Origin of the sequence: Arthrobacter sp. V1I7, from assembly GCF_030817015.1 — a bacterium.
Lineage (GTDB): Bacteria > Actinomycetota > Actinomycetes > Actinomycetales > Micrococcaceae > Arthrobacter.
Genome location: NZ_JAUSYS010000001.1, coordinates 3,055,907 through 3,074,708, shown reverse-complemented (window position 1 = coordinate 3,074,708; position 18,802 = coordinate 3,055,907). Strand labels below are relative to the sequence as shown.

General features: G+C 66.6%; 18 protein-coding genes. 12 read left to right on the top strand and 6 right to left on the bottom strand.

Annotated elements, in window-relative coordinates; genetic code table 11:
• Nucleotides 1-264: 264 nt before the first annotated feature.
• Nucleotides 265-1,455, top strand: coding sequence for an acyl-CoA dehydrogenase family protein (locus tag QFZ69_RS14170; RefSeq protein WP_306919064.1), 1,191 nt, complete (start codon nucleotides 265-267; stop codon nucleotides 1,453-1,455).
• Between the two features lie 66 nt (nucleotides 1,456-1,521).
• Here the strand turns inward: QFZ69_RS14170 and QFZ69_RS14165 are convergent, their stop codons facing one another.
• Nucleotides 1,522-2,154 (bottom strand): M23 family metallopeptidase, encoded by a 633-nt coding sequence (locus tag QFZ69_RS14165; protein WP_306919062.1) that lies wholly within the window; start codon nucleotides 2,152-2,154, stop codon nucleotides 1,522-1,524.
• 602 nt (nucleotides 2,155-2,756) lie between these two features.
• Between QFZ69_RS14165 and rpsB the strand changes: the two genes are divergently transcribed.
• The 6 genes from rpsB (at nucleotide 2,757) to QFZ69_RS14135 (ending at nucleotide 7,905) form a co-directional block, all read left to right on the top strand.
• Nucleotides 2,757-3,677 (top strand): 30S ribosomal protein S2, encoded by a 921-nt coding sequence (gene rpsB, locus QFZ69_RS14160; RefSeq protein ID WP_306919060.1) that lies wholly within the window; start codon nucleotides 2,757-2,759, stop codon nucleotides 3,675-3,677.
• 156 nt (nucleotides 3,678-3,833) lie between these two features.
• A complete protein-coding gene (gene tsf / locus QFZ69_RS14155; protein ID WP_306919058.1) occupies nucleotides 3,834-4,670 on the top strand; it encodes a translation elongation factor Ts in 837 nt (278 codons plus the stop codon).
• Nucleotides 4,671-4,888: 218 nt separating this feature from the next.
• Complete coding sequence (gene pyrH, locus QFZ69_RS14150) at nucleotides 4,889-5,626, top strand: UMP kinase (protein ID WP_306919056.1); 738 nt, start codon at nucleotides 4,889-4,891, stop codon at nucleotides 5,624-5,626.
• A gap of 131 nt (nucleotides 5,627-5,757) precedes the next feature.
• A complete protein-coding gene (frr, locus tag QFZ69_RS14145; protein ID WP_307000193.1) occupies nucleotides 5,758-6,315 on the top strand; it encodes a ribosome recycling factor in 558 nt (185 codons plus the stop codon).
• The gene (locus tag QFZ69_RS14140) at nucleotides 6,315-7,235 is read left to right on the top strand and encodes a phosphatidate cytidylyltransferase (protein ID WP_306919054.1); all 921 of its coding nucleotides are present in this window, start codon (nucleotides 6,315-6,317) and stop codon (nucleotides 7,233-7,235) included. Before frr ends, QFZ69_RS14140 begins: the two co-directional genes overlap by 1 nt.
• Before the next feature lie 91 nt (nucleotides 7,236-7,326).
• Entirely contained in the window at nucleotides 7,327-7,905 is a 579-nt protein-coding gene (locus QFZ69_RS14135) for a DivIVA domain-containing protein (RefSeq protein ID WP_306919052.1), read from the top strand.
• A gap of 12 nt (nucleotides 7,906-7,917) precedes the next feature.
• Here QFZ69_RS14135 and QFZ69_RS14130 read toward each other — a convergent pair whose 3' ends face one another.
• Genes QFZ69_RS14130 through QFZ69_RS14115 form a run of 4 tightly spaced genes read right to left on the bottom strand, consistent with a single transcriptional unit; the run spans nucleotide 7,918 to nucleotide 11,796 of the window.
• A complete protein-coding gene (locus tag QFZ69_RS14130) occupies nucleotides 7,918-9,384 on the bottom strand; it encodes a cation acetate symporter (protein ID WP_306919050.1) in 1,467 nt (488 codons plus the stop codon).
• Nucleotides 9,385-9,391: 7 nt separating this feature from the next.
• Nucleotides 9,392-9,814 (bottom strand): hypothetical protein, encoded by a 423-nt coding sequence (locus tag QFZ69_RS14125; protein ID WP_306919048.1) that lies wholly within the window; start codon nucleotides 9,812-9,814, stop codon nucleotides 9,392-9,394.
• Nucleotides 9,811-10,530, bottom strand: coding sequence for a LytTR family DNA-binding domain-containing protein (locus QFZ69_RS14120; RefSeq protein ID WP_306919046.1), 720 nt, complete (start codon nucleotides 10,528-10,530; stop codon nucleotides 9,811-9,813). Before QFZ69_RS14120 ends, QFZ69_RS14125 begins: the two co-directional genes overlap by 4 nt.
• Before the next feature lie 48 nt (nucleotides 10,531-10,578).
• Nucleotides 10,579-11,796: a histidine kinase gene (locus QFZ69_RS14115; protein ID WP_306919044.1), complete on the bottom strand. Its 1,218-nt coding sequence runs from the start codon at nucleotides 11,794-11,796 to the stop codon at nucleotides 10,579-10,581.
• Between the two features lie 209 nt (nucleotides 11,797-12,005).
• Here QFZ69_RS14115 and QFZ69_RS14110 point away from each other — a divergent pair, with 209 nt between their 5' ends.
• Nucleotides 12,006-12,386, top strand: coding sequence for a DUF485 domain-containing protein (locus QFZ69_RS14110; protein ID WP_306919043.1), 381 nt, complete (start codon nucleotides 12,006-12,008; stop codon nucleotides 12,384-12,386).
• The gene (locus tag QFZ69_RS14105) at nucleotides 12,383-14,002 is read left to right on the top strand and encodes a cation acetate symporter (RefSeq protein WP_306919041.1); all 1,620 of its coding nucleotides are present in this window, start codon (nucleotides 12,383-12,385) and stop codon (nucleotides 14,000-14,002) included. The genes QFZ69_RS14110 and QFZ69_RS14105 overlap by 4 nt, the downstream gene beginning before the upstream one ends.
• A 178-nt stretch (nucleotides 14,003-14,180) precedes the next feature.
• Here the strand turns inward: QFZ69_RS14105 and QFZ69_RS14100 are convergent, their stop codons facing one another.
• Nucleotides 14,181-14,654 carry an Lrp/AsnC family transcriptional regulator gene (locus QFZ69_RS14100; protein ID WP_306919039.1) on the bottom strand — a complete coding sequence of 158 codons (474 nt, stop codon included), beginning with the start codon at nucleotides 14,652-14,654 and terminating at the stop codon, nucleotides 14,181-14,183.
• 196 nt (nucleotides 14,655-14,850) lie between these two features.
• Between QFZ69_RS14100 and pdhA the strand changes: the two genes are divergently transcribed.
• The 3 genes from pdhA to QFZ69_RS14085 are packed head-to-tail and all read left to right on the top strand — an operon-like array spanning nucleotide 14,851 to nucleotide 18,571.
• Nucleotides 14,851-16,029, top strand: a complete 1,179-nt coding sequence (pdhA, locus tag QFZ69_RS14095; protein ID WP_306919037.1) for a pyruvate dehydrogenase (acetyl-transferring) E1 component subunit alpha — start codon at nucleotides 14,851-14,853, stop codon at nucleotides 16,027-16,029.
• Nucleotides 16,029-17,039 (top strand): alpha-ketoacid dehydrogenase subunit beta, encoded by a 1,011-nt coding sequence (locus QFZ69_RS14090; RefSeq protein ID WP_306919035.1) that lies wholly within the window; start codon nucleotides 16,029-16,031, stop codon nucleotides 17,037-17,039. The genes pdhA and QFZ69_RS14090 overlap by 1 nt, the downstream gene beginning before the upstream one ends.
• Nucleotides 17,036-18,571: a dihydrolipoamide acetyltransferase family protein gene (locus QFZ69_RS14085; RefSeq protein ID WP_306919034.1), complete on the top strand. Its 1,536-nt coding sequence runs from the start codon at nucleotides 17,036-17,038 to the stop codon at nucleotides 18,569-18,571. The genes QFZ69_RS14090 and QFZ69_RS14085 overlap by 4 nt, the downstream gene beginning before the upstream one ends.
• Nucleotides 18,572-18,802: the final 231 nt, after the last annotated feature.

The following is an 18,802-nucleotide window of genomic DNA, read 5'->3' as shown; positions in this document are numbered from 1 at the left end:
GCGGCCGCCCTACTGCCCGGCTGCAGCCGCCTACGGCCGGCTCCGCTCCGGCCATCCTCACTCCGGCTGGCTCGGCCGCCTCATCCCGGCCCCGCGCTTTCCGGCCGCGAGCTTCTCAAGGGGGCCGAACCCTCATTCCAAGCCCAGCACCCGGCCGGGCGCTTTGCGGACCCACGCTCCCTGAGGTATGTTACTGGTCAGTAACATACCTCAGGAAGCTGCGCGCGTCTTGTGGTCACCGCTGATCTCAAGTGAAGGAACACCATGTCCAAAGCTGCAGTCGACATCAACAACCTCCCATACGCCGACGGGGACTTCTTCGCTTTCGAGCAGCTGCTCAGCGGCAAAGAGCAGGACCGGCTGGCGGAGGTTCGCGAGTTCCTGGCGCGTGAGGTCAAGCCGATTGCGGTGGACTGCTGGAACCGGGGCGAGTTCCCGATGGAGCTGATTCCGAAGCTCGCGGAGATCGACCTCGTCAGCCCCGTCAGGCGGCAGGGTCACTCCAACCTGTTCGCCGGGATCCTGCACGCCGAAGCCACGCGCGCCGACTCGTCCATTGCCACCTTCATGGGCGTGCATGACGGCCTCTTTACCGGCTCCATCGAGGCCCTCGCCTCGCAGGAACAGCAGGACGCCTGGCTTCCGGACATTTACTCGCTCAAGAAAATCGGCGCCTTCGGCCTCACCGAGCCGCTCAGCGGTTCCGACGTCGCCGGCGGCACCCGCACCACGGCCCGCCGTGAAGGTGACAGCTGGATCCTCAACGGCGCCAAGCGCTGGATCGGCAACGCCACCTTCTCCGACTGGGTCGTCGTCTACGCCCGTGACCTTGCCGATAACCAGGTCAAGGGCTTCCTCGTGGACACCAAGACGGAGGGCTACAGCGCCACCAAGATCGAGAACAAAATCTCGCTGCGCACCGTGCAGAATGCCGACATCACCCTCGAGAACGTCGTGGTGCCGGACTTCTTCAAGCTGGCCAACGCCAACAGCTTCCGGGACACGAACAAAGTTCTTAAGGTCACCCGCCTGGCCGTCGCGTGGCAGGCCGTCGGCCAGCAGCTGGCCGCCTTCGACGTTGCCCGCCGCTACGCCGTCGAGCGCCACCAGTTCGGCCGCCCGATTGCCTCCTTCCAGCTGGTCCAGCACCAGCTCGTGCAGATCCTCGGCAACGCCGTGAGCTCGATGGGCATGATGGCGCGGCTCTCGCAGCTTGAGGACGCCGGTGAAGCCAAGGACGAGCAGTCGGCGCTGGCCAAGGCCTTCACCACGGCCCGCATGCGCGAGAGCGTGGCCATCGGCCGCAGCCTCCTCGGGGGCAACGGGATTGTGACCGACTACGAGATGGCCAAAGTGTTCGCCGACGCGGAAGCCATCTACTCCTACGAAGGCACCCATGAGATCAACACCCTCGTCACCGGCCGGGCCATCACCGGGATTTCGGCGATCGTCTAGGTCCCGCCCGTCCACTGCGGCCGGGCGCGCCGGCAGATTCCTGGATCCGGGCCACCGCGCCTGAACTCAGCCCGCTAACCACAGCCCGTCGCCTGCAGCCTTCGTCCCTGCACGTCCCTCGGACCCATATCCCGGCGCCGGATCCAGGGGCGGCAGCAGGATGGAGGGACGCAGGTCCATCACGAAGGCCAGCGGGTTGACGTAGTTCTCCCCGCGCCGGACGCCCCAGTGGACACAGGGAGTTGGGCCGCAGTGGGCCGGAAGTATTTTGCCCAGCATCCCGCCCTCTGCCACATAGGCGCCTTTGACGAGCTCGCTCGCGACCGGTTCGAAACTGCTCCTCAGGCCGTCGCCATGGTCGATCGTGATCACCGGCCGGTCCACGACGACCCCAACGAAGCTCACTGTTCCTGATGCGGGAGCGGTGACCAGGGCGCCGAAGGATGCCGCCTCAAGGTCCACGCCGCGGTGACCACCCAGCCAAGGCTTGGCCGGAGGGTCGAATGCCCGCAGCACCGTGGGCTTCGGATTCAGCGGCCAGCTCCAGCCTGCGGACCCTGCAGGCTTGGATCCTGCAGCTGTGGACCCTGCGGGTGCGGGCACCGCCGATACCGACCCCGCCGGTGAGAGAGCGCCCGCACCGGACGCGACGGCGGAGAGGGCCAGGACAAGGGCTGCAAGCAGGGCCGGAGTTTTCATGAACCCACCCTTGCCCCGCTTCCGGGCCGCCCGAAAGCGGCCGACCCGGCTATGTGGACAAAGCTCCCGCGCAGGTCCGGATGGCGAGGCTAGCCAGCACCTACCGAAGCGCCCGGGCGGGCTCAAGAATCAGCCAAGGATCGTCCCTTATATCGCCCAGATACCGCCCGCGGATCGTCCCTTCCACCGCCCAAGGACCTTTCCTTCCACCGCCCGCGGATCGTCCCTTGTATCGCCCCCCGGATCACCCCAGCTCGAGGCCCCTCCGGCCGCCGAAACCCGTCCAATCCGGCAATGCTCCTGTAGTACACTTGGTGGAGCAGTTTGCTGTGCCCTCATGCTTGTTAAGCCGGCACGCCTCATTCAGGGGTGCGGGGGAGCAGTGGCTGACTACGCGTATCCAGCCCTCGTCATTCGAAGCCGAAATTCTTCAGCGTGCGGAGGACTGTGCCTCTTGCGGTCCGGACCCCAGGTCCGGATAAGAAGCGCAGTGGATGCCAGGAGCGGCGCCCGCCTGGGTGTTGCTATCAACCGTCAACAATTGGCAGGGTAAGAGAGCTCATGGGCTCTCTCATGAATGACCTGCCGGAAGGAGCGCCGGCATGCCCGTCGTAACTATGCGCCAGCTGCTTGACAGCGGCGTCCACTTTGGACACCAGACCCGTCGTTGGAACCCGAAGATGAAGCGATTCATCTTCACGGAGCGCAACGGCATCTACATCATTGACCTGCAGCAGTCGCTGTCCTACATCGACCGCGCCTACGAGTTCGTGAAGGCCACCGTTGCACACGGCGGCACCGTTCTCTTCGTCGGCACCAAGAAGCAGGCGCAGGAATCCATCGCCGAGCAGGCCACCCGCGTCGGCCAGCCGTACGTCAACCAGCGTTGGCTCGGCGGTATGCTGACCAACTTCCAGACGGTCTCCAAGCGCATCCAGCGTATGAAGGAACTCGAAGAGATCGACTTCGACGACGTCGCCGGCTCCGCGTACACCAAGAAGGAACTGCTGCTCCTTCGCCGCGAGCTCACGAAGCTCGAAACCAACCTCGGCGGTATCCGCAACCTGACCAAGGCACCTTCTGTGCTCTGGATCGTGGACACCAAGAAGGAACACCTCGCCGTTGACGAGGCCAAGAAGCTGAACATCCCGGTTGTTGCCATCCTGGACACCAACTGCGATCCGGACGAAGTCGACTTCCCGATCCCGGGCAACGACGACGCCATCCGCTCCGTCAACCTCCTGACCCGCGTTGTGGCCGACGCCGTTGCTGAGGGCCTGATCGCCCGCAACCAGCGCGCAACCGGCACCACCGAAGCTCCGGAAGAGCCGCTGGCTGAGTGGGAGCGCGAGCTCCTCGAAGGCAGCAAGGCCGAAGCCGCAGCCGCTCCGGAAGCCGAGGCTGCTCCGGCCGCCGCCGCCGAAGAAGCACCCGCTGCAGAAGAAGCACCCGCTGCAGAGGAAGCCCCGGCAGCTGCCGAGGCCACCCCGGCTGCTGACGACGCCGCTGGCGAAGCGAAGTAGTCCGTCAGTAACTCTGCTTGGCTCACTGACAAGTAAATCTGGACCTCCCCGCACGCTGTCCGCAGCGTAGGGGTACCGACAGGATGGCCGCTCACGGGGTGAGCAGCTGTCCTGTCGGTCCGTACACCACACACATTTCTAGACAGAGGGGTTCACATGGCGAACTACACTGCCGCTGATATCAAGGCTCTGCGCGAGCGCACTGGCGCCGGCATGATGGATGTCAAGAAGGCTCTTGACGAGGCCAACGGTGACGCCGAGAAGGCCATCGAAATCATCCGCATCAAGGGCCTGAAAGGCGCTACCAAGCGTGAAGGCCGCTCCACCGCAGAAGGCCTGGTTACTGCCAAGGTCGACGGCGGCGTCGGCGTGATGATCGAAGTTAACTGCGAGACCGACTTCGTCGCCAAGGCTGACAAGTTCATCCAGCTTGCCGACAAGGTCCTCGCCGTTGCGGTCGAGTCCGGCGCTGCGGACCTCGAGACCCTGCTGGCCACCGAGGTCGACGGCAAGCCGCTGTCCGAGGTCGTCGTCGAAGAGGGTGCCGTTCTGGGCGAGAAGGTTGTTGTCCGCCGCATCTCCCGCATCGAGGGCGCAACGGTCGACGCTTACCTGCACAAGACCTCGAAGGATCTCCCGGCCCAGGTCGGCGTCCTGTTCGCCGTTGACGGCGAAGGCGAAGCAGCTGCTACCGCAGCCCACGACGTCGCCGTCCACATCGCCGCGATGTCCCCGAACTACCTCTCCCGCGAGGATGTTCCGGCCGAGCTCGTCGAGTCCGAGCGCCGGATCGCCGAGGAAACGGCCAAGGCTGAAGGCAAGCCGGAAGCTGCAATGACCAAGATCGTGGAAGGCCGCGTCACGGGCTTCTACAAGGGCGAGGTCCTCCTCGACCAGGCGTTCGCCAAGGATGCCAAGAAGTCTGTCGCTCAGGTCCTCGAAGAGGCCGGCGTCAAGGGCACCGGCTTCGCGCGTTTCCGCGTCGGTTCCTAGCTCGATAACCGTCAGACACTAGTCAGACACGCTAAAGGGGGTGGTCACTGCGGTGGCCACTCCCTTTTGCATGCAACCTCTTTGCATGTAACCCCCGCCGAAGGCAGCAGCCGGGCATGCGCCGGCAGTACCCATCCGGGGCACCGGCCAGGGCGGAATGACCGCCTTTGGCCCCCGGCACGATAATCTAGCTCAGAGTTCACCAACGGGAAGGCACCATGGAAACCGTCACCACTTCAGCCCAGCCAAAGAAGAGCCGGCGCAGAGTCCTGTTGAAGCTTTCCGGCGAGGTCTTCGGCGGCGGGAAACTCGGTGTTGACCCGGATACCGTCCGCGGCGTGGCCAAGCAGATCGCCGCGGCGGTGCCCGACGTCGAGGTCGCAATCGTCGTCGGCGGCGGCAACTTCTTCCGCGGCGCAGAGCTGTCGCAGAGCGGGATGGACCGCTCCCGCGCCGACTACATGGGAATGCTCGGCACCGTGATGAACTGCCTGGCGCTCCAGGACTTCCTCGAGCAGGCCGGCGTTGAGACCCGCGTGCAGAGCGCCATCACGATGGGCCAGGTCGCCGAGGCGTATATTCCGCGCCGCGCCATCCGCCACATGGAGAAGGGCCGCGTCGTCATCTTCGGTGCCGGGGCCGGACTCCCGTATTTCTCCACCGACACGGTGGCGGCGCAGCGGGCCATGGAGGTCCACGCCGACGTCGTCCTGATGGCCAAGAGCGGGGTCGACGGCGTCTACACCGCGGACCCGAAGAAGGACCCGACGGCCGAGAAGCTCTCCCGCCTCAGCTACGACGACGCCCTCCGGCGCGACATCCGCGTGATGGACCAGACCGCCATGACCATGTGCAAGGACAACAACCTCACCATGGTGGTCTTCGGCATGGAAGGTGAAGGCAATGTCACCCGGGCCATCCTTGGCGAGGACCTGGGCACCGTGGTCACCCCCTAGCAACGGCTAGGATGTTTTGAGGAGAGTTCCGTTCCCCGGACCAGGGGACCAGCAGGCGGAAACACAGACGGAAGCACGACCGTGCAGCACTCCCGCCCGCCGGGATGCACACCAATTTCTGAGGAGAGACCGTGATCGAAGAAACCTTGCTCGAAGCCGGGGACAAGATGGACAAGGCGGTTGAGGTAGCCAAGGAAGACTTCGCCTCGATCCGTACCGGCCGCGCCAACCCGGGCCTGTACAACAAGGTCCTGGTGGACTACTACGGTTCACCTACGCCGTTGCAGCAGCTGGCCTCTTTTGCCATCCCGGACGCCCGCACCATCCTCATCACGCCGTTCGACAAGACCGCCCTTCGGGACATCGAGCGCGCCCTCAGCGACTCCGAGGTGGGAGCCAACCCCTCCAACGACGGCAACGTCATCCGGATCACCATCCCGGACCTCACGCAGGAACGCCGCAAGGAATACGTCAAGATCGTCAAGACCAAGGGCGAGGACGCCAAGGTCTCCATCCGCAACATCCGCCGCAAGGCCAAGGAAACCCTGGACAAACTTGTCAAGGACGGCGAAGCCGGCGAGGACGAGGGCAGCCGCGGCGAAAAGGAACTCGACGCCATGACCAAAGCGCACGTCGACGGCATCGACGAGCTGCTCAAGCGCAAGGAAGCCGAGCTTCTCGAGGTCTGATGGGTCAGGCACAGCAGGCCCCCGGACCAAACGTCCGGGGGCCGGGGAAGCAACGCAGCAACCTGACGCCCAAAGCCGGCAGGAACCTTCCTGCCGCCACTGCGGTGGGCCTTGGCATGCTCTTCCTCGTCCTTGCCGGACTGCTGTTCCTGCCGCTGGGCTTCGTGCTCGTCACCACTACCTTCGCGGTCTTCGGCGTCTGGGAGATCTTCCGGGCGCTGGAAGCCGCCGGAACCCGGCTGCCCATCATTCCGGTGCTGGTCGGAACGGTTGCCATGCCGCTCGCCGCCTATTTCGGCGGCCCGGAAAGCCTGCTCTTCGCCATGCTGCTCAGCAGCGTGGCCATTCTGCTGTGGCGCTCCCTGGAGGGTGCCGCCGGTTCGGCGCGGAGCATCTTCGCCGGCGTCTTCACCTTGGCCTGGGTTCCGTTCCTGATCAGCTTCGCCGTGCTGCCCCTGCATGCCAGCGGCGGCCAGACGCCGGTGGGGCTCTGGCCCGACGGCGTCATTCCGCCAGGTGCCTGGCAGATCGCCACCCTGCTGCTGCTGGTGGTCTCCAATGACACCTTCGGCTATCTCGTCGGAGCCTCGCTTGGCAAGCACCCGATGGCCCCGAAAATCAGTCCCAAGAAAACCTGGGAGGGCTTCGGTGGCTCCATCGCCGGCGCGATGGCGATTGGCGTGCTGGCCAGCCTCTTCGTGCTGGACAAGCCCTGGTGGGTGGGGGCGGTGCTCGCGGTCGGCATGGTCGCCGCCGCCACGGCAGGGGACCTGGCCGAATCCATGGTGAAGCGGGAACTGGGCATCAAGGACATGAGCAGCATCCTGCCCGGCCACGGGGGAGTGATGGACCGGCTGGACTCGATCGTCTTCGCCTCGCCGGTGGCGTTCATCCTCTTTTCCGCCGTCGCCGGCACCTAGCGCAGCCCCGGTTCCAACTTCGTTCCAACTCCCGGCCCGTAGAATCGTGCCAGCCAACCAGCCGAACGGCATTGAAGGAAACATAGTTACAGTGGACATTCAACGGCAGATTCCTGCTTCCTTTGACCGCGTGCAGCGGAACCAGTACGGGTACAACGCCAAGCAGGTTGATCAGTTCCTGCAGCGCGCGCGGGTGTCGTTCGAATCCCCGAGCTCCGGGGGCCGCCCGGTGAAGAGTGCCGACGTCCGCGCGGTCACGTTCGACCCCGTGAAGGGCGGCTACACCGCGTCCGGCGTTGACGCCGCCCTGGACCGGCTCGAGGACGCGCTTGCCTTGCGGGAACGCGATGAACTGATCGGGGAACGCGGCGAGGAAGCGTGGCTCCGGGAGATCGGCCGGCTGGCCGGCCTGCTGCGCGGACGGCTCCACCGGCCCGACGGCCAGCGCTTCCGCCGTCCCGGCAAAGCCAAAGTGCGCAGCTACAACGCCAGCGACGTCGATGACCTGTGCCATGAGCTCATCGGGTACCTGGAAGAGGACCGGCCGCTGAGCGTGGACAACGTCCGGCGGGCCGTGTTCCGGCCGGCGGTGGGCCGCGACGGCTACGAGGAAAGCCAGGTGGACGCCTTCCTGGACCGCGTCGTCCAGCTGATGGCCGCCATCGACTGACGGGCTCCCGTTTTACCGCTCGGTCGCGAGCGGCCTTTCGGGGGTGTGCAGCCGGGTCATCAGCCGGGTGATGGCCCGCGGCACCCGCTGCCTCGTGGCCAGGGACACCAGAACCATGACGGCGAAGGCCGCCGGGACCGTCCAGGCGGCGGGCTGCGCGAGCCAGGACGGCGTTCCGGCGCCGCCCAGCACGGAGCTGGCCACCATCGCCCCGCCGCACAGCAGACCGCCGGTCACCATCCCGGCGATTGCCCCAGCATCCGTCAGTCCCCGCCACCAGATCCCCAGCAGCAGCACCGGGCAGATGGTCGAGGCCGTGAAGGCAAACACCAGTCCCACGCTTCCGGCCAGGGCCAGGGAGCCCGTCATGGACGCGATCCCCAACGGCACGACGGCGGAGATGACCGCCGCGAGCCGGAAGCCCCGGACGCTGCCGCCGAGCACGTCCTGGCTGATCACGCCCGCGAGCGAGACCACCAGACCGGACGTGGTGGAAAGGAAGGCCGCGAAGGCGCCGGCCACGACGAGGGCGGACAACAGGTCCCCGGCGGGGCCGCCGATCATCCGGCCCGGCAACAGCAGCACCAGCGCGTCGGCCTGGCCGTTCTGTGCCAGTCCGGGGGCAAAGAGGCGTCCGATCAGCCCGTAGGCGGTGGGGAACAGGTAGAAGACCGAGAGCAGACCCAGCACAATCAAGGTGGTCCGCCGGGCGGACTGGCCGTCCGGATTGGTGTAGAACCGCACCAAAACATGGGGCAGCCCCAGGGTCCCGAACAGCAACGCCACCAGCAGGGAGATGTTCTGGTAGGGATCCGCCGGGACGGCCGCGGTGGGATTCGCCCCGGCCTCGGCCACGGCGGGCGCGCCGTTGCCGGCCAGCACGAACAGGATGAAGAGGATCGGCACGGCCAGCGCGGTCAGCTTGAGCCAGTACTGGAAGGCCTGGACAAAGGTGATGGAGCGCATCCCGCCGGCCACCACGGTCACACAGACGACGGCAACGACAGCCACCGGGCCCACCCAGGCCGGCAGGCCGGTGGTGATCCGGATGGCCAGCGCGGCCCCGTGCAACTGCGGGACGATGTACAGCCAGCCGACCAGCACCACCACCACGCTGGTGACGCGTCGGACCGCCCGTGAATCGAGCCGGGCCTCGGTGAAATCGGGAATCGTGTAGGCGCCCGAACGCCTCAAGGGGGCCGCCACGAAGAGCAGCAACATCAAATAGCCGGCGGTGTAGCCCACCGGATACCACAGGGCATCCGTGCCGGAGAGCAGGATCAGCCCGGCGACGCCGAGGAAGCTGGCGGCGGAGAGGTACTCCCCGCCGATCGCCGAGGCGTTCCACCAGGGCCGGACTGTGCGCGAAGCCACGTAGAAATCCCCGGTGGTGCGTGAGATCCGGAGGCCATAGAAACCGATTACCGCCGTCGCCAGCGAGACGCCGGCGAACGCCGCGATGCCGACGACCGGGTTCACCGGCGCCTCACTTGTCCCCGGCCAGGTCCCGGTAGCGGGCCTCGTTCCGGGCCGCGGTCCGCACGTAGAGCCAAGCGCTGAGGCCGATCACGGGGTAGATCCCGGCCCCCAGGAGGACCCAGTCGAACGGCAGGCCCGCGATCGTCGACTGCGCCAGCCCGGGAACCAGCCCGAGCATGAGCGGAAAGGCGAGCAGGATCAGCAGGAACCCGCCAGCCACAACGAGACCCAGCCGCAGCTGGGAGCGGATCAGCGAGCGGACGAAGACCTGCCCGGCGTCGGATTCCTCCGCAGCGTCGCGGGCATCGGCGGATGAACGGGCGGCAGGCACCGCCGTGCCGTGCAGTGCCGTGCCGTGCACCGCCGTGCCGTGCAGTGCCGTGCCGTTCAGCGGGATACCGCGCGGTGCGGTCACGCGGACGCGCGTCATACCTGCGGCCGGATCCGCGTCGACTCAAGCTTCTCCCGCACCGACGGCAGGTGCCGGCGGCTGATGGGCAGCTCGGCGCCGGCCACGGTGACGCTGGGGCGGGCCGCCGCGAGCTTCAAATGGCTGACGTGGTTCAGCGCGATCAGGTAGGAGCGGTGCGTGCGGATGAAGCCGGCGTCGGACCATTGCTGCTCGAGATCGGCCAGCGGAACCCGGATCAGATAACTCGCATCCGCGGTGTGGAGCCTGGCATAGTCGCCCTGCGCCTGGACGTAGGTGACGTCCTCGCGGCGGATCATCTTGGTGTTGCCGCCTAGGTCCACGGTGATCATCTCCGGCGCCGGCGCGCCGTCCTTGATCAGTTCGCTGATCCGGCCGATGGACTTTGCCAGCCGCTCCGCCCGGACGGGCTTCAGCAGGTAGTCCACCGCGGCCAGCTCGAACGCTTCCAGCGCGCGGTCCTCGTCGGCCGTGACGAACACAACGGCCGGCGGGTGGGCGCTGCGGGAAATGGCGCGGGCGATGTCGAGTCCGGACAGCGCCGGCATATGGATGTCGAGGAAGACGGCGTCGACCTCTTCGACTGCGAGCGCCCGGAGGGCCTCAGCGCCGGAGGAGGCGCGGTGGATCCTGCCGATCCGGTCATCTTTTCGAAGCAGGAATGCCAGTTCCTCGACGGCGGGCAGCTCGTCGTCTGCCACGAGGACGTTAATCATGGTTCAAGACTACTGCCGAGGGCATTTTGGCCTGCATCAGGCACAGGATCAGGCGTCGTGACGGGGCTGAGATTTCGGCACCCGCATGGTGATCAGGGTCCCCTCCCCGGGAGCCGTTTCGATCACGAGCCCGTTCTCCTCCCCGTAGACCTGGCGCAGCCGGGCGTCGACGTTGCGGAGCCCGACGTGGTCGCCGTCGCTGTGCCCGGCCAAAACGGAGCGGAGCTGGTCCGGGTCGATGCCCACGCCGTCGTCCTCGATGGTGACCTCGGCAAAGGCCCCGGAGTCATTGGCCGTGATGGAGATGTGCCCCGGACCCTCCTTGGCTTCGAGCCCGTGCCGGACGGCGTTCTCGACGAGCGGCTGCAGGCTCAGGAAGGGGATCACGGTGCTGAGCACTTCGGGCGCGATCCGCAGGCTCACCTGGACCCGGTCGCCGAACCGGGCACGTTCCAGCAGTAGATAGCGGTCGATGCAGCGCAGTTCCTCGGCCAGGGTGGTGAAATCGCCGTGCCGGCGGAACGAATAGCGGGTGAAGTCCGCGAATTCCACCACGAGCTCGCGGGCCCGAACGGGGTCCGTGTTGATGAAGGAGGCAATCGCGTTCAGCGAGTTGTAGATGAAGTGCGGGCTGATCTGGGCCCGGAGTGCCCGGACCTCGGCCTCCATCAGGAGCGTTCGCGAGGCGTCGAGTTCGGCCAGTTCCACCTGGGTGGCTACCCAGTCGGCTACCTCACCCGTGGCGCGCACCAGCCCGGCGCCCGCGGAGGGGGCAAAGGCGGCCACGACGCCCACCACCCGCGCGCCGGCCTTGATCGGGGCGATCACGACGGCGCGCTCCGCCTCGGGCGGCAGCCTCCCGGGGGCGTCGCCGTCGGCCAGCAGCTGCAGCTCACCGGCCGGGATCACGGCGGTGTGGCCGCCGTCGAGCACGCGGGCCGCGAGCCCCATCAGCGCCGGCTTCAGTTCCTCTCCGGCCCCGTCCCAGGCGAGTACTCCCGTCGTGTCGGTGATCGCCAGCGCATCGCAGCCCAGCAGGCTGCGCAGCTGCCGGCTGGCCTTGGCCGCGCCGGTGGGGTTGAGGCCGGTCCGCAGGTGCTGTCCGGCCCGGGAGGCGGCATGCAGGGTCTTGTACGTGGCCTGCTCCGCGTCGGTGCCCAGCTCCCGGAAGGAGCGGAGAACCTTGAGTCCGACCGCCACGACGACGGCGATCGCCATCGCGATCACGGCGATGGCGGCAGCGGTGTACAGCGGAGAGTCCGGCATGCTGCCAGCGTAGCGCGGGCACCGGTGGCGTGCGGCTCCGGCACCGCCGTTGGGCGCAGCATCAGGACCACTGAGCGACGCAGGGTCCGGCAGAGATGGCATGTTGGGCAGGTCACGGTGCACAGTGATAGGAGTCACATTGGCGGAGGACTGTTCCAATGCAGCCATGGCAGCCGGTGTGGACTCACCAGTCTCAAGGAGGAGGAACGATGGGTCATGACGCCCAAGAAACGGACGCAGCGGCGGCCGTGGACTTCAAGGAAGTCCAATCGACGGAGCGGTTCCAGGAACTACGCAAACGTCACCGCAGCTTCGTCTTTCCGATGGCCATAGCGTTCTTGCTCTGGTACTTCGCCTACGTTCTGCTGGCCGACTACGCGGTCGACTTCATGTCCACCAAGGTGTGGGGCAACATCAATATCGGCCTGATCCTGGGCCTGCTGCAGTTCGTCTCCACGTTCGCCATCACGAGCTGGTACGTCAGCTACTCGAACCGGAAGCTTGACCCGATTGCCGCGGAAATCCGCCACGAAATCGAAGGCCATGAATTTGACCAGCACGGCAACCAAGTGAGCGGATCAGCGACATGACAGTAATGGTTCCCGCGGCGGTCGACGTCGCCGCCCTCAAAGACACCACCTTGCTGAACATGGCCATCTTCGGCCTGTTCGTGGCGGTCACCATGGTGATCGTCTTCCGCGCGAGCCGCAACAACAAGACGGCGGCCGACTACTACGCCGCCGGGCGTTCCTTCAGCGGTTCGCAGAACGGAACGGCCATCGCCGGCGATTACCTCTCCGCCGCCTCCTTCCTCGGCATCACCGGCGCGATTGCGATCAACGGCTATGACGGCTTCATGTACTCCATCGGCTTCCTTGTCGCCTGGCTCGTCGCCCTGCTGCTGGTCGCCGAACTGCTGCGCAACACCGGCAAGTTCACGATGGCCGATGTGCTCTCCTTCCGGCTCAAGCAGCGCCCGGTGCGCATCGCTGCCGCCATCTCGACCCTTGCGGTCTGCTTCTTCTACCTCCTGGCCCAGATGGCCGGTGCGGGCAGCCTGATCTCCCTGCTGCTGGGCATCAGCGATTGGGGCGGACAGGCCCTGGTCATCATCGTCGTCGGCGCCCTCATGATCATGTACGTACTGATCGGCGGCATGAAGGGCACCACCTGGGTGCAGATCATCAAGGCGATCCTCCTCATCGCCGGTGCCGCGGTCATGACCTTCTGGGTCCTGGCGATCTACGGCTTCAACCTGTCGGCGCTGCTCGGCGGCGCCGTGGAGACCGCAAACAACCCGGCGATCCTCAACCCGGGACTGCAGTACGGAAAGTCCGAAGCCTCCAAGCTCGACTTCATGTCCCTCGGGCTCGCCCTGGTCCTCGGCACCGCCGCCCTGCCGCACGTGCTGATGCGCTTCTACACGGTTCCGACCGCGAAGGAAGCCCGCAAATCCGTGGTGTGGTCCATCTGGCTGATCGGCCTGTTCTACCTGTTCACGCTGGTCCTCGGATACGGCGCTGCGGCGCTGGTCGGTGCTGAAACGATCAAGTCGGCCCCCGGCGGGGTCAACTCGGCCGCACCGCTGCTCGCCTTCTACCTTGGCGGCCCGCTGCTGCTCGGCTTCATCTCGGCCGTGGCTTTTGCCACCATCCTTGCTGTTGTCGCCGGCCTGACCATTACCGCGGCGGCATCCTTTGCCCATGACATCTACGCCAACGTCATCGCCAAGGGCAAGGCCGACGCCGATACCGAGGTGAAGGTTGCCCGCCGGACCGTCGTGGTCATCGGAGTCCTGGCCATCGTCGGCGGCATCTTCGCGAACGGCCAGAACATCGCATTCCTCGTGGCGCTCGCGTTCGCCGTGGCCGCCTCGGCCAACCTTCCGACGATCGTCTACTCGCTGTTCTGGCGCCGTTTCACCACGCAGGGTGCCATCTGGAGCATGTATGGCGGCCTTGGCTCGGCGATGATCCTGATCGCGCTCTCCCCGGTGGTTTCGGGGACCACGACCTCAATGATCCCGGGCGCCAACTTCGCGATCTTCCCGCTGAGCAACCCCGGCATTGTCTCCATTCCGCTCGCCTTCTTCCTGGGCTGGCTCGGTACGGTGCTGGACAAGAAGCTGGAAGACACCACCAAGCAGGCCGAGATGGAAGTGCGCTCCCTCACGGGTGTGGGCGCCGAAAAGGCCACCGAGCACTAGATCCGTCAACGCCGGCGGCATCGGCCGGCCAGAACAACAGGAGCTCCCGTGCAACGCACGGGAGCTCCTGTCGTGGGTACGCCCTGCTCAGGCCGGAAGCCTGAGGCGGACATTGCCCATCTTGAGCTCGTCCGTGCCCTCGGGTCCCGCAGACGCGCGTTGCCACGCCGTCGGGCGCTCAGCCTTCCGCAGAGCCCCGCTCGAGCAGCGGCTGGATCCGGAACGGAATCAGCTCGCTCATGGCCAGTGCCGTATCCGTCCGGTCCACGCCGTCGCAGGCAAGGATCTTTCCGTTGATCCGGAACAGGTCCTCGGCGTCCAGGGCCACGACGCGCAGCAGCAGATCCGCAGAGCCGGTGAGGCCATAGCCTTCCAGGATTTCCGGGATGCCCGCAAGCTCCACCGCCAGGGTGCCCAGTTTCTGCTGCTGGACGTGCACCGAAATGAAGGCCATCAGCGGGTAGCCCAGCGAGGCCGGATTAATGCGCCGTTCGAAAGACAGGAAGACGTGCTTCCTCTCCAGCTGGGCCATCCGGGCCTGCACGGTATTGCGCGACAATCCAAGCTTCTGGGCCAAGGCAACCACGGTGCGCCGCGGATCACGGGCCATGGCCGAAAGCAGCCGGGTGTCGGTGCCATCCAAGGTTTGCATAATGCGCAAGATTAGCACGGTCATGACCGCCCGGGCAGGGCATAATGCTCAGTTTTTTCGTAGGTGGTTGTACCCCCTGTGCATTGTGAGTAGGGTCACAATTATCCGGGGCAACGGCGCCCGGGCGGCCGGCTTGCACGGGGATCACAAGTCTTCCGGAGCACTGGTCAGACGACGTCAGAAGGTTGCGGACAACATGTTTACCGACGACGCGGGCAAGGGCGGCATCGCCGCCGGCGGCCCCGGGAACAGCGCAGAATCAAACAGGCGGACCGGTGGGGACCTCGTCCAGCTGATCACCCCCGGGGGTGAGCGGGTCAGCCATCCCGAGTTCGATTCCTGGGTCCAGGATGTCAGCGACGAGCAGCTCGGCGCACTCTACGAAGACATGGTGGTGATCCGCCGGATCGACGCCGAGGCGACCGCCCTTCAGCGCCAGGGTCAACTGGCCCTCTGGCCTCCGCTGCTGGGCCAGGAAGCATCGCAGATCGGCTCGGCCCGGGCCCTCCGGGACGACGACTTCGTCTTCCCCAGCTACCGCGACAACGGCGTCGCCTACTGCCGCGGGGTGAACGTGGAGGACATCGTCCGGGCCTGGCGGGGCAACGCCCTTTCCGGCTGGGACCCGTTCACCGTGAACGTTGCAACGCAGCAGATCATCATTGGCTCCCAGACCCTGCACGCCACGGGCTACGCCATGGGCATCCAGAACGACGGCGCCGACTCGGTGGCCGTGGCCTACTTCGGCGACGGCGCCACGAGTGAGGGCGACGTCAACGAAGCCCTGGTCTTCGCGGCGAGCTTCCAGGCGCCCGTGGTCTTCTTCTGCCAGAACAACCACTGGGCCATCTCCGAGCCGGTCAGGCTGCAGTCGCACATCCAGATCGCGGACCGGGCCGCCGGCTTCGGCATCCCCAGCATGCGCGTGGACGGCAACGACGTCCTGGCGGTGATGGCCGCGATGCGCGTCGCCCTCGACCGGGCACGCCACGGGGGAGGTCCCACTTTCATCGAGGCAGTCACTTACCGGATGGGCCCGCACACGACGGCGGATGATCCCACCCGCTACCGGGACGCCAACGAGCTCGAGGACTGGGCCGCCAAGGATCCGATTTCCCGGCTGAAGTCCCTGCTGGAACGCAAGGGCCTGCTCACCGCGGAGTTCGAAGCCGCCGTCAGCGCAAAGGCGGACGCCGTGGCCAAGGCGCTGCGGGCCGGCACGATCAACATGCCCGAGCCGCAGCCGCTGGATATCTTCAGGCACGTTTACAGCACCTCCAATTCCTGGCTCGACCGCCAGCAGGACCACTATTCCCGCTACCTGGCTTCCTTCGGCGATCCCGCAGAGGCCGCTTCTGAAGAAGGTGCACGCTGATGACGCAGATGACCTTTGCCCGAGCCATCAATTCGGGCCTGCGCAAGTCCCTTGAAAACGATCCCAAGGTCATTCTGATGGGGGAGGACATCGGCGCGCTCGGTGGCGTCTTCCGGGTCACTGACGGCCTGCAGAAAGACTTCGGCAGGCACCGCGTGGTCGACACCCCGCTCGCCGAGTCCGGCATCATGGGCACCGCCGTGGGCCTGGCGTACCGCGGGTACCGCCCGGTGGTGGAGATCCAGTTCGACGGCTTCATCTACCCGGCGTTCGACCAGATCGTCAGCCAGGTCGCCAAGATGCACTACCGCACCCAGGGTGCCGTCAAGATGCCGATCACCATCCGCGTTCCGTTCGGCGGCGGCATTGGCTCGCCGGAACACCACTCCGAATCCCCGGAGGCGTACTTCACGCACACCTCCGGCCTTCGCGTGGTCAGCGTCTCCAACCCGCAGGATGCCCACACGATGATCCAGCAGGCCATTGCGTGCGACGATCCGGTGCTTTACTTCGAGCCGAAGCGCCGCTACCACGACAAGGGCGACGTGGATGAGTCCCTGGATCTCAGTGCCGCGCTGTCCATGGAGAAGGCCCGCGTGGTGACCGAGGGCAAGGACGTGACCCTGGTGGCGTACGGTCCCCTCGTCAAGACCGCCAAGGACGCAGCCCTCGCCGCTGCGGATGAAGGCGTTTCCGTTGAAGTCATCGACCTGCGTTCGCTGGCCCCGCTGGACTTCGTCACGCTGGAAGCTTCGGTCCGCAAAACCGGGCGGCTCGTCATCACGCACGAGGCGGGCCAGTCCGGCGGGCTCGGCGCCGAAGTGGCTGCCAGCATCACCGAACGTTGCTTCTACCACCTCGAAGCCGCCCCGGTCCGGGTGACCGGCTTCGATGTCCCGTACCCATACTCCAAGCTCGAAATGCACCATCTGCCGGGCCTGGACCGGATCCTGGACGGCGTCGACCGTGCCCTTGGCCGGCCCAACTCCCTCAGCGGGCTGGAAGGATGACCGCCGCCATGATTAAGGAATTCAGGCTGCCGGACCTCGGCGAAGGTCTCACCGAATCGGAAATCGTTGCCTGGAGGGTCGGGGTGGGGGATACCGTCTCGCTCAACCAGATCATCGCCGAGGTGGAGACAGCCAAGGCAGTCGTCGAGCTGCCCTCCCCGTTTGCTGGCGTGATCACTGCTCTGCACGAGCAGCCGGGCACCGTGGTCGAAGTGGGGAAACCGATCGTGTCCATCGAAGTCGAGGGCGACGACGGCGCCGCCGCCTCAGCCGCCTCAGCTGACTCGGCTGACAGCCAGGCGGCCAAGCGCGAGCCGAACCTGGTCGGGTACGGCGCCGTCCTCGAGGCCTCCGGCCGTCCGTCCCGCCGCGTCCGCAACTTCGCGTCCCCGGCCGTTGTGTCCGAACCGTCCCCGGCCGTTGCGTCCGAACCGTTGCCGGCCGTTGCGTCCGTACCGTTGCCCGAGGCGGCGGCCGTGCCCGGCCCGGTGGTACAGCCGGCTCCGGTGGTACGGCCGGCTCCGGTGGTACGGCCGGCCCCCGTGGTACAGCCGGCTCCGGCGGTACAGCCGACCCCCGTGGCCGGGCCGGCCGGACAACGTCCCGCCGCCCCGGAAACGGGCCGCCCGGCTGAGCGCCCGCGTTCGACGCCGCCGGTCCGCAAGCTCGCGAAGGACCTTGGGGTCAACCTGGAGGACGTTTCCGGCACCGGCGAACACGGGCTGATCACCCGGGACGATGTCCGGAATTTCGTCGGCGGCGGGGACCTGCCGGTAGCACCGCATGACCTGGCCGGCGCGGCGGCCCCGGCCCTGGGACAGGCGCAGGCTTCGCGGGAAACGCGCACACCGATCAAGGGCGTCCGCAAGTTCACCGCCGCCGCCATGGTCTCCAGTGCCTTCACGGCCCCGCACGTCACCGAGTTCCTGACCGTCGATGTCACCGCGACCATGGAACTGCTGGCCCGGCTCAAGGCCAGCCGCGCTTTCGCCGGCTACAAGCTCACCCCGCTGACGCTGGTGTCCAAGGCCGTGCTGATCGCGCTGCGGAACCACCCCACGCTCAATACCCGGTGGGACGAGGCGAACCAGGAGATCGTCCAGTTCAACTACGTCAACCTGGGCATTGCCGCGGCGACTCCGCGGGGACTGACAGTGCCGAACATCAAGGACGCGGACCGGCTGTCCCTGAAGGAACTGTCCACGGCTCTGACCGAACTCACTGACACGGCGCGCGACGGCAGGACTGCGCCCGCCGAGCTCTCCGGCGGAACCATCTCGATCACGAACATCGGTGTCTTCGGCATCGACGCCGGCACGCCGATCCTCAACCCGGGCGAGGCCGCCATCCTTGCCCTCGGTGCCGTCCGGAAGATGCCTTGGGAGTACCAGGACGACGTGGCCCTGCGCCAGGTCATGACCCTCAGCCTCTCCTTCGACCACCGGCTGGTCGACGGCGAGCAGGGCTCACGGTTCCTGCAGGATCTCGGCACCATCCTGGCCGACCCGGGCATGGCCCTGGCCATGGCCTAGCATTCCCAGCTCGCAAGCTGCCGGCCGTTCCTCCCGAGAAGGAGGGGCGGCCGGCAGCTTTTTTCTGTTCGGGGTTGCTTGTGCGGGTGTGCATCCGTCCGGGCTTTGAGTGCAATGTTCGACGGCGGCCCGCTGATTCCCGGCGTGTCCGCGCCAAAGTGCCCCCGGGAGCGCGCCCGGCAGGTCCGTGGAGTGGCTGGGCCGTGGGTGGCTGAGCCGGTGGGGCGGCTG

Bases quoted from the DNA above. Each gene is read 5' to 3' on its own strand.
- QFZ69_RS14115 (WP_306919044.1), bottom strand. From the start codon at position 11,796: ATGCCGGACTCTCCGCTGTACACCGCTGCCGCCATCGCCGTGATCGCG.
- QFZ69_RS14100 (WP_306919039.1), bottom strand. From the start codon at position 14,654: ATGCAAACCTTGGATGGCACCGACACCCGGCTGCTTTCGGCCATGGCC.
- QFZ69_RS14090 (WP_306919035.1), top strand. From the start codon at position 16,029: ATGACGCAGATGACCTTTGCCCGAGCCATCAATTCGGGCCTGCGCAAG.
- QFZ69_RS14140 (WP_306919054.1), top strand. From the start codon at position 6,315: ATGGGTCAGGCACAGCAGGCCCCCGGACCAAACGTCCGGGGGCCGGGG.
- tsf (WP_306919058.1), top strand. From the start codon at position 3,834: ATGGCGAACTACACTGCCGCTGATATCAAGGCTCTGCGCGAGCGCACT.
- QFZ69_RS14165 (WP_306919062.1), bottom strand. From the start codon at position 2,154: ATGAAAACTCCGGCCCTGCTTGCAGCCCTTGTCCTGGCCCTCTCCGCC.
- QFZ69_RS14085 (WP_306919034.1), top strand. From the start codon at position 17,036: ATGACCGCCGCCATGATTAAGGAATTCAGGCTGCCGGACCTCGGCGAA.
- rpsB (WP_306919060.1), top strand. From the start codon at position 2,757: ATGCCCGTCGTAACTATGCGCCAGCTGCTTGACAGCGGCGTCCACTTT.
- QFZ69_RS14110 (WP_306919043.1), top strand. From the start codon at position 12,006: ATGGGTCATGACGCCCAAGAAACGGACGCAGCGGCGGCCGTGGACTTC.
- QFZ69_RS14125 (WP_306919048.1), bottom strand. From the start codon at position 9,814: ATGACGCGCGTCCGCGTGACCGCACCGCGCGGTATCCCGCTGAACGGC.
- pyrH (WP_306919056.1), top strand. From the start codon at position 4,889: ATGGAAACCGTCACCACTTCAGCCCAGCCAAAGAAGAGCCGGCGCAGA.
- QFZ69_RS14105 (WP_306919041.1), top strand. From the start codon at position 12,383: ATGACAGTAATGGTTCCCGCGGCGGTCGACGTCGCCGCCCTCAAAGAC.
- pdhA (WP_306919037.1), top strand. From the start codon at position 14,851: ATGTTTACCGACGACGCGGGCAAGGGCGGCATCGCCGCCGGCGGCCCC.
- QFZ69_RS14170 (WP_306919064.1), top strand. From the start codon at position 265: ATGTCCAAAGCTGCAGTCGACATCAACAACCTCCCATACGCCGACGGG.
- QFZ69_RS14120 (WP_306919046.1), bottom strand. From the start codon at position 10,530: ATGATTAACGTCCTCGTGGCAGACGACGAGCTGCCCGCCGTCGAGGAA.